Annotated in this window: 5 protein-coding genes and 3 pseudogenes; 6 read left to right on the top strand and 2 right to left on the bottom strand. The window is 38.9% G+C overall.

Features of this window, described 5'->3' with window-relative positions:
- The 5 genes and pseudogenes from BHE89_RS26475 to BHE89_RS19825 all read left to right on the top strand — a co-directional run.
- A pseudogene (locus tag BHE89_RS26475) lies at positions 1 to 139 on the top strand (amino acid ABC transporter permease); the annotation flags it as partial.
- A gap of 1 nt (position 140) precedes the next feature.
- Positions 141 to 894: pseudogene (locus BHE89_RS19840) on the top strand (amino acid ABC transporter permease).
- A gap of 56 nt (positions 895 to 950) precedes the next feature.
- A pseudogene (locus BHE89_RS19835) lies at positions 951 to 1,146 on the top strand (Txe/YoeB family addiction module toxin); the annotation flags it as partial.
- Positions 1,147 to 1,308: 162 nt separating this feature from the next.
- A complete protein-coding gene (locus tag BHE89_RS19830) occupies positions 1,309 to 2,661 on the top strand; it encodes an NCS2 family permease (protein ID WP_248619829.1) in 1,353 nt (450 codons plus the stop codon).
- Between the two features lie 46 nt (positions 2,662 to 2,707).
- Complete coding sequence (locus BHE89_RS19825; RefSeq protein WP_069369533.1) at positions 2,708 to 3,019, top strand: monooxygenase; 312 nt, start codon at positions 2,708 to 2,710, stop codon at positions 3,017 to 3,019.
- A 49-nt stretch (positions 3,020 to 3,068) separates the two neighbouring features.
- On the opposite strand, the gene BHE89_RS19820 is transcribed toward BHE89_RS19825, so the two are convergent.
- Together BHE89_RS19820 and BHE89_RS19815 are read right to left on the bottom strand one after the other, a co-directional pair.
- Positions 3,069 to 3,617, bottom strand: coding sequence for a GNAT family N-acetyltransferase (locus BHE89_RS19820; RefSeq protein ID WP_069369532.1), 549 nt, complete (start codon positions 3,615 to 3,617; stop codon positions 3,069 to 3,071).
- A gap of 2 nt (positions 3,618 to 3,619) precedes the next feature.
- Positions 3,620 to 5,092, bottom strand: coding sequence for a glycosyltransferase family 39 protein (locus tag BHE89_RS19815; RefSeq protein ID WP_069369531.1), 1,473 nt, complete (start codon positions 5,090 to 5,092; stop codon positions 3,620 to 3,622).
- A 187-nt stretch (positions 5,093 to 5,279) separates the two neighbouring features.
- Here BHE89_RS19815 and yihI point away from each other — a divergent pair, with 187 nt between their 5' ends.
- A complete protein-coding gene (gene yihI, locus BHE89_RS19810) occupies positions 5,280 to 5,777 on the top strand; it encodes a Der GTPase-activating protein YihI (protein ID WP_069369530.1) in 498 nt (165 codons plus the stop codon).
- Positions 5,778 to 6,000 lie beyond the last annotated feature (223 nt).

Genomic DNA, 6,000 nt, shown 5'->3' with positions numbered 1-6,000 from the left:
ATCAAGACAAGTCGAAACAGAATCATTACGTACCTTTGAAGCCTTTGGGGTCGCAACCATCCTTTATATTGCGGCAATCGCATTAATGGAAGCTTGGGGACAATGGCATCAGCAACGTAAATTAGCACAAGGGTATTAATATGGACTTCACTGTTATTGCTGATAACTGGCAGTACTTACTTTTTTGGTGCTTATCCTGATGGGCCTTTAGAAGGTGCAGCGTTGACTCTTTTTATCAGCATCATTGCGGGTATTGTATCTATTATTTTAGGTACACTAGGTGGCATTGCACTGGCTATGCTCAGAGGTGTTTGGGTTAACCTTTTCGCTGCTTTTTTAGGTTTTTTCCGCGCTATTCCCGTCATTATGTTGATCTTTTGGGTCTATTTTTTATTGCCCGTTGTATTGGGAATGGAAATACCTGAAATCACCACCGTCATTTGTGCATTGGCTTTAATTACATCGTCTTATATTGCGCATGGCGTTAAAGCGGGCATTTTGGCAATAGGAAAAGGGCAATGGCAGGCAGGATTATCGTTAGGCTTTAATCGCTGGCAAGTACTATGGTATATCGTATTACCTCAAGCATTACGCATGATGGTGCCTTCATTTATAAATCAATGGATAGCCTTAATTAAAGATACTTCATTAGCTTATGTGGTTGGTGTCGGTGAGCTTTCATTCTTAGCGACACAGGTCAATAACCGCAGTATGGTTTATCCAATGGAAGTCTTTTTATTTGTGGCCTTCGTCTATTTTGTGCTCTGTTTCTCATTAGAAATGATTGCCAATAGCGTGGCTAAATTATTCTCAACGCAAAAAGAGAAGCGTCCTTTTTGGCAAATGGTGTTGCCGATAAAAAAGAGACCCTTTGTTGAGAAAAGTTTAGGTTAATACATTACTAGGCTAAAGCAATTTAGCCTTTTTATTATGCTTATAATCTATCCTATAAGAAAATAATTAAACACATTAACGAACTCATAAAAGAGATTAAAAGAACACCGTTTAGCGGAATAGGCAAACCTGAGCCCTTGAAACATGAATTAACCGATTTTTGGTCAATACGGAGCACTGATGAACATCAGTCTCATCTACCGTGTTACTGATCCCGCGATGGAAATTGCATTATATCAATACCATTATTAGCCTCCTTACATTTATCTAATTTAACCCTCAAAGGATCTCAACGTATTTTTAAGCTTTAGATTTATCCGCCGACGCAATCGATTACTTTTTAGGTGCAGTTCTTGTTTTATTTGTGTAGGATAAAGCGAAAAACATTTTTTTTGGGATCTTTTGTCTATGAGCATGTCATCACCAAATTCTGGTTCACAGAGTTTGCTCCAACGCCTGTTTAAGCTACAAGAACACGGTACAAACGCTCGCACTGAACTGATTGCGGGTATCACGACTTTCTTAACGATGGTTTATATTATCTTCGTTAACCCTCAAATTCTCGCCGCTGCCAATATGGATATTAAAGCCGTCTTCGTGACAACCTGCTTAATTGCGGCTTTCGGCAGTATTTTAATGGGATTAGTGGCCAATTTACCTATTGCAGTTGCCCCAGCTATGGGCCTAAATGCTTTCTTTGCCTTTGTGGTTGTGGGGGCAATGGGCTATTCATGGGAAGTCGCTATGGGAGCGATTTTCTGGGGGGCTGTGGGGTTATTTTTACTGACTCTTTTTCGTATTCGTTATTGGATAATTGCCCATATCCCATTGAGTTTACGAGTGGGTATTACTAGCGGTATCGGGCTATTTATCGCCATGATGGGGCTAAAAAACTCGGGTATTATTATTCCTAACAATGATACCATCGTCACTATTGGTAATTTTGCCTCTCATAACGTGTTATTAGGTGCCTTAGGCTTTTTTATTATCGCCATTCTTGCTGCACGTAATATTCACGCAGCAATTCTTATCTCAATTATTATCACTACTGTCATTGGTCTCCTCTTAGGGGATGTTCAATATCAAGGCATCTTTGCTATGCCACCTTCTATTACCACAGTGGTAGGTAAAGTCGATATTGTCGGCGCATTAGATATCAGCCTTTCTGGTGTTATTTTTGCCTTTATGTTGGTTAACTTATTTGACTCATCAGGCACTTTAATTGGTGTGACGGATAAAGCAGGTTTAACTGATGACAAAGGTAAATTTCCACGCATGAAACAAGCGTTATATGTCGATAGTTTAAGCTCAGTTGCAGGCTCTGCAATGGGAACATCGTCAGTCACAGCCTTTATCGAAAGTACTTCAGGGGTTTCTGTGGGTGGCCGTACAGGCTTAACAGCGGTTGTTGTGGGTGTCCTTTTTCTACTCGCTATCTTCTTATCCCCACTTGCAGGTATGGTACCAAGCTACGCAACCGCTGGTGCATTAATTTATGTTGGTGTATTAATGACATCCAGCCTGACTCGCGTGAAATGGGATGATTTAACGGAATCCGTTCCTGCCTTTATCACTGCGGTAATGATGCCATTTAGCTTCTCAATTACCGAAGGTATCGCACTAGGCTTTATTGCCTATTGCGTGATGAAAGTGGGCACATTCCGCTGGAAAGAAATTAATCTGTGTGTTGTGATTGTTTCACTGCTGTTTATTTTAAAAATATTACTGATCGATACTCATGTAATTGATTTGAATTCTTTATTCTAATATTCAATAAATTAAGATCATGATGATACAGATAAAAGAGGTGATTATGCACGTACTCCTACAAGTCGATTTCCCTTATCATGGTCCTTTCGGTGATGAAATGACACAAGCTATGGATGCATTGTCTACATCAATCAACCAAGAGCCTGGCTTTATTTGGAAAATATGGACTGAAAATAAAGAAACACAAAAGGCAGGGGGAATTTATCTGTTTGATTCAGAAGAAAACGCTCAAGCTTATTTAGATAAACACAGCGCTCGATTAAAATCTTTTGGAATTCCGGAAGTACGCGGTGATATTTTTACGGTAAATCAGGCATTAAGCTTAAAAAATCAAGCCTCTTTTTTGGCTAAATAACGAAAGGCACAAGTGTTATATGTCACTTGTGCCTTTCTATTCTCTACAATTACGCGACTTTTGTGGGCAACAACAAACCAAAAATAATCGAATCAGAAACCTCATGACCGACTATCCAACGCTGTTTTAGATACCCTTCTTGTTCAAAACCTAATTTCGCTAATAATGCAGCTGAAGCTTTATTTTCAGGGTGGATATCCGCTTCTAAACGACGAATAGAAAGATGTGTTTGAAGATACGCAATAAATGCGATCATCGCTTCTTTCATGATGCCTTTACCTTGATAAGCTGTATCAAGGCAATACCCGATTTCACCACGTCGTGAATTAGGGTAATGATTAAAGAAAACACACATGCCCATCAGTGCATTTGTTGTTTTATCTATTACCGCTAAACGCAGGTACTCTTTTCTTTCCATATGCGTGATATCTTGAATAATATCTTCCTGCGCTTCTTGCAGTGATTGCCAAGGGAGATGGCTCCAGTAGCGCGTCACTTCAGGTGAATTCATGATCTTAAACCAATCTTCACTATCCCCCATTTCAAAAGGGCTCAATCTCAACCTTTCCGTTTCAATCTGAATATCAGCGTAACGCATCTCTACTTTTCCTTATGTGTTTTTGGCGCCACAAAAGCAATACAAACGGGTTCTGCAATAGCATTTGGTTCGGAACGAAACATTATCTCTTGAGTATCAGCTATTTTTAAACTCGGCCAATGCTTTAATCCTTCATCAAAATGTGCTTTTTCACAGTAATAGCCTACTTCACTTACGAATACGACACCTTTTTCTTCTAATTGTTGAAGGGTAATATGTCGATTATAAATATTAGGAGGCTGCACATTCTCTTCTAACACCCAAGGCTGTGAAGATAATGGTCTATCTTTACCATAAAAAGTCACCCATTCATGCATATACTCGCCACCCACATACGCCAGTGGTGTGTGATAATGCTGATGCCAAGCTTGTTCAACATCTTGCACAAAAGGTTTTATGCCAATAAATTTTTGACCTGCATTACGCACATTAGCAGCTTGAACGACGGTATAACCAGAAATAACCAACATACCGAAAACACCTAAACCGTACAGTGCACCACGTAATGAACGCTTAGGCATGACACTAATTGAGCCTACAAAAAGCGCAGTCGCAATCGACATAAAGGGTTGTAACCATTCGCTGATACGCCCCCCTTCATGAAAACTAAACCAAATAAAAATAATCGCTAAGGGAAACAGAAAAATAAAATTGAGTAATTGGCTATCTTTAGATGCAGACCAACTTACACGTCCACCATAAAAACGTAAAATTCCCCACATTAAAATCACAGGGTAAAAAACGGTCAGCGCAGCCCGAGTTGTACGCAAATTAAAACGGTTTTCGATTTGTGAATCGACCCATTTAAAAGCCGCAAAATCGGTTTGCCATAACCAAATAAAATTGGGAATAACAAAAGCAAACCAAATCGCCAACGCTAAATAGAAATAGGGAGAACAATAACTTGCTCGAACTTTAGGTACAAAAAGGCTTGATAAAAACACAGAACCAATAAAAGCTAATGATGAATATTTCCCCATTGTGGCAATACCCATCGTGATCGCGAAGCCAATCCAATATTTTTGATTGTCATTAATCGCACAAAGGAAAAAATAAAACGCCCATGCCCAACAACCCACTAGAATATAGTTATCGTTATAAGGGATAATATCGAAATTGATGACGCCAGATAAATTAAGTCCCAACATGGCAAACCATGCAAGGCGAGTATTACGTGTCAATTTATAAGCTAAATTCCAAACACCTAATAATCCAATGGCAATAACAATAAAGTGGATAAAATACCAATAAAAGCTAAAATCGATACCGCCATAAATAGCGGGTGTCATTATAAAACCCACAAACCAAGGATTTTTTGGAGAACCCCACCCTCCGTTAGTGCCCCAATTGACAGCCTCAACGGCATCATAAGGTACCGTAGGGTCAAAGAGATAACTCACTAAGATCCAAAGTGTCGCATAACCAATAACCCACCAATATACTGGTTTACGTGATTGTACAGATGATAATGTCATAATAAATATAATTTACGTTAATTAATTTAGTTTGGACGTTAATTGATGTCACAACACAATAAAGTATAGTGAAACGAACCGCACATTGTACGTGAGCAAAAATTAAATTGTCTTAAATTTGCGCTTTTATTGAAAATTTGTTTCTGATAGATTGCGCAACCAAGAAGATCACTATCGAGTTACCATTATGAATATGATTAAAAGAAAGCCCGCAGCTAAAACACGTAAAAAATCACGTGAAGAGCTGAACGCGGAAGGACGTGAACGTAAACGTCAAAAGAAACACCGCGGCAATCCTGCTGGTAACCGTCAGCAGGAAGCAGAAAATAAACAACAAGCCACAAATACGGCACCGAAAGATCCACGTATTGGAAGCAAGAAACCGATCCCTCTAATTGTGGGTGATGCTCCTAAAGTGGTGAAGAAAAAACCTGCGCCCGTTAAAAAAGAGCCCGTTCGTTTAACGCCTGAACAAGAGTTAGACCTGTTAGAAAATGATGCACGTTTAGATGAATTACTGTCTCGTCTTGAAAACGGTGAAAAACTCAACGCTGAAGAGCAGGCTTATACTGAAAAAAACCTTGATCGCATTGATGAATTAATGGTTGAGCTAGGTATTGAGTTTGAAGATGATGACGATGAAGAAAAAACAGAAGACATCATGCAATTACTGAAAGGTAAATAATCCAGAGGCGGATCATTTGTCTTGATCGGCTTACATTTAGAGGATATCAATAACTTATTGATATCCTCTATTTTATAACAATCTCTCTCTATTGTGCCTTCATTAAAAATAATGATTAACAATAGATGAAATCACCTTCTCAAGCTCAGATAACTCCATCTATTCCTCTCTTGTTATCCCTGATATCCTGTTTTTCTATCTTTAATATAAATATACGAGTGAT

Origin of the sequence: Shigella sp. FC1967 (assembly GCF_001743005.1) — a bacterium.
Taxonomy (GTDB): Bacteria; Pseudomonadota; Gammaproteobacteria; order Enterobacterales; family Enterobacteriaceae; genus Proteus.
Note: the sequence above shows the minus strand (reverse complement) of the source record. Positions and strands in the feature narration are given on the sequence as shown.

Excerpts from the sequence above, each read along its gene's own strand:
- BHE89_RS19830 (WP_248619829.1), top strand. The coding sequence starts at position 1,309 with ATGTCATCACCAAATTCTGGTTCACAGAGTTTGCTCCAACGCCTGTTT.
- BHE89_RS19825 (WP_069369533.1), top strand. The coding sequence starts at position 2,708 with ATGCACGTACTCCTACAAGTCGATTTCCCTTATCATGGTCCTTTCGGT.
- BHE89_RS19820 (WP_069369532.1), bottom strand. The coding sequence starts at position 3,617 with ATGCGTTACGCTGATATTCAGATTGAAACGGAAAGGTTGAGATTGAGC.
- BHE89_RS19815 (WP_069369531.1), bottom strand. The coding sequence starts at position 5,092 with ATGACATTATCATCTGTACAATCACGTAAACCAGTATATTGGTGGGTT.
- yihI (WP_069369530.1), top strand. The coding sequence starts at position 5,280 with ATGAATATGATTAAAAGAAAGCCCGCAGCTAAAACACGTAAAAAATCA.